Raw genomic sequence first — 2,053 nt, forward strand, 5'->3', positions numbered from 1 at the left:
CCCCCGACGTGTCCACTTTCCGGGGGTCGGGCCCTTACACCACTCGGGGCAACCGCCTTATTGAACCAATCCTCAACTGTTTTTCCCGACACAACAGCGCCGTTTTCGGCACCCAAAAACGCCGAAACCTCGGCCACTTTTTCACCCCGAAGCCACACCGAAGCTGGCTGCTTTCCGTCCTCGGAATAGTATGAATCCGGCCCTCGATTCTCATCAACCGTGGATTGATAATAGGTCACAGAATGCGCGCCCATCTTCGCAATAGTCAGCACGCACGCCACCTCCTCTAACCAGCACGGTGAGCATCTGAACACCCCTAAGCACTTCTAGTGCAAATGTACCATGAAACTGGGCGCGCCAGTGAGCGTAGGTCGTGGTCAGGGGGAGTGAACACCTGTGAGCAGATAGCAGGGCGCTTGTGTCAGGCAATGCGCCGGCGCATTCGCGTATCAGTATGAGCAACAGAGCGCGCTCAAACGTTAGGGCGCGCACGCGCAAACGAGTACCAGGACGTGGCAATCAAACGAGGCTAGGAAGTCACGCTTACGTGACTTCCTAGCAGCAAAAAAGGAACCCTAGAGCCTTCTACTCAGCTCTAAGGTTCCTCAACTGTTTTCTTCACGAGCACAGCATGAACAGACTAAAATTCATTGTCCTCTACCTGAACCGTAGGAGAGTCAAATTCCCCAAAACGCTCGAAGTAGTTAAACGTAGTGCCAGACAATTCCACCCATACAAGAAACTGCTGCCATTAAACCAATCCGACGGATAACAAATTTCACTGCCGTTCGCCAGGACGTCAACTGAACAAGAACATCTTCTCCAAGCGCTTTCCAGGTTGTCCCTCCCCCAGCACCTACGCCTAGACATGCCCCGACTACAGACTTAATTTCATCGTGTACAGAGTAAGTAGTAACTGCACCAGCACCATCGGACGAGACGTTATCCGTATCATTCAATTTCTGAATAACGTTTCCATTTTTGTCGATAGCGCCTGTAGTCCCATCGTCATAGTAACGCAAGGCAACTGTAGAGTCCGGTAAGGTTCCCCTTCCAGCTTTAGCGAGACCCTCGTTAGCTTGTTTAAGCTCATCCGACGAAAGTTCTTCACTCTTACCCGGACCAGTGCCTTCTCCTAGTGACGTTTCTTTCGCCCTATCTCCCGCGTAGCCACCAGACTGACACTCTTCAAATCCAGCACCAGCCTTGGTGGACTCGGAAAATTGACTTTCCGTTTGGGCCATTGCTACGCCCTGAGACAAAAGCGAAGCTACGGCGAAAGCTGTAGCCACACCTAACGTCAAAGCTTTATTTTTGATAGCCACTATTTACCCCTCCTGGAACGACGTATGATAAATCGGGATAAAGAACTTATCGCTAGTGCTACAAAAGATCCCACGATCATCGGAATCCACTCCCCGAAACTATCCCCAAGGACGGCATCAGGCATCATTTCACTGATGATAGCGACGGAAAGAACAAGAGATACGACAAAGACTACGGCAGGAACAATCAATATAGAGTTTCCTTTTTTGGCCATAGCATCTCCTTTCTATACTCCCTATTTATCAGTAAGATTAGCATAACTTTCTACACTGCGCAGATCCTAGAGCGCTCACTTTTCCAGGAGAGGTTTCTTCACGTGAGGTTTTATCCAACTGCCTAGCGGCAGGGGAACCGTATATTGCTTACGGTGTGAGCCCCTTTTTACTCCGCAGGAATCATTCCTTGTTCACGCAGCGCAGCAAGGTGTCGAGTGACCGTCGCACGGGACAGCCCCGTCTCCTCCATTATTTGCTTACGCGTCAAAACGGTCCCTGTTTGTACATAGGAGTCACCGATTAAGGCTTGTATACGGGCGCGCGTAGTCTGACCTTCCACTCGCTTCTTACGATGTGTCTTTTCGAGCTTCGACCTTTGTGCTTGCGCATATTTACCTTCGGGGTCGGTTTTCCAGCGTTGTGCGGCTTTCTGTCCACCTCTGCGGCCCATGGTGGCTAGTGCTTTGCGTTCGCTGCTGTGAAGTGCCCCGGGTTTTGTTCCTAGGCATTTG

General features: G+C 50.9%; 4 protein-coding genes. All 4 read right to left on the reverse strand.

From position 1 onward, the window contains the following. Window positions 1-272: hypothetical protein (locus HMPREF3148_RS13880; RefSeq protein ID WP_100619316.1), on the reverse strand; the 272-nt coding region annotated here is incomplete at its 3' end. A 432-nt stretch (window positions 273-704) separates the two neighbouring features. Then, a complete protein-coding gene (locus HMPREF3148_RS09535) occupies window positions 705-1,325 on the reverse strand; it encodes a hypothetical protein (protein WP_070509053.1) in 621 nt (206 codons plus the stop codon). Further along, window positions 1,325-1,540 (reverse strand): hypothetical protein, encoded by a 216-nt coding sequence (locus tag HMPREF3148_RS09540; RefSeq protein ID WP_049064010.1) that lies wholly within the window; start codon window positions 1,538-1,540, stop codon window positions 1,325-1,327. The genes HMPREF3148_RS09535 and HMPREF3148_RS09540 overlap by 1 nt, the downstream gene beginning before the upstream one ends. Window positions 1,541-1,707: 167 nt before the next feature. Then, window positions 1,708-2,053: ArsR family transcriptional regulator (locus tag HMPREF3148_RS09545; RefSeq protein ID WP_141741083.1), on the reverse strand; the 346-nt coding region annotated here is incomplete at its 5' end.

It is taken from the genome of Corynebacterium sp. HMSC05D08, assembly GCF_001807215.1.
In the GTDB taxonomy this organism is placed as follows: domain Bacteria; phylum Actinomycetota; class Actinomycetes; order Mycobacteriales; family Mycobacteriaceae; genus Corynebacterium; species Corynebacterium striatum.

Coding starts and splice junctions, on each gene's coding strand:
- HMPREF3148_RS09540 (WP_049064010.1), bottom strand. CDS start 1,540: ATGGCCAAAAAAGGAAACTCTATATTGATTGTTCCTGCCGTAGTCTTT.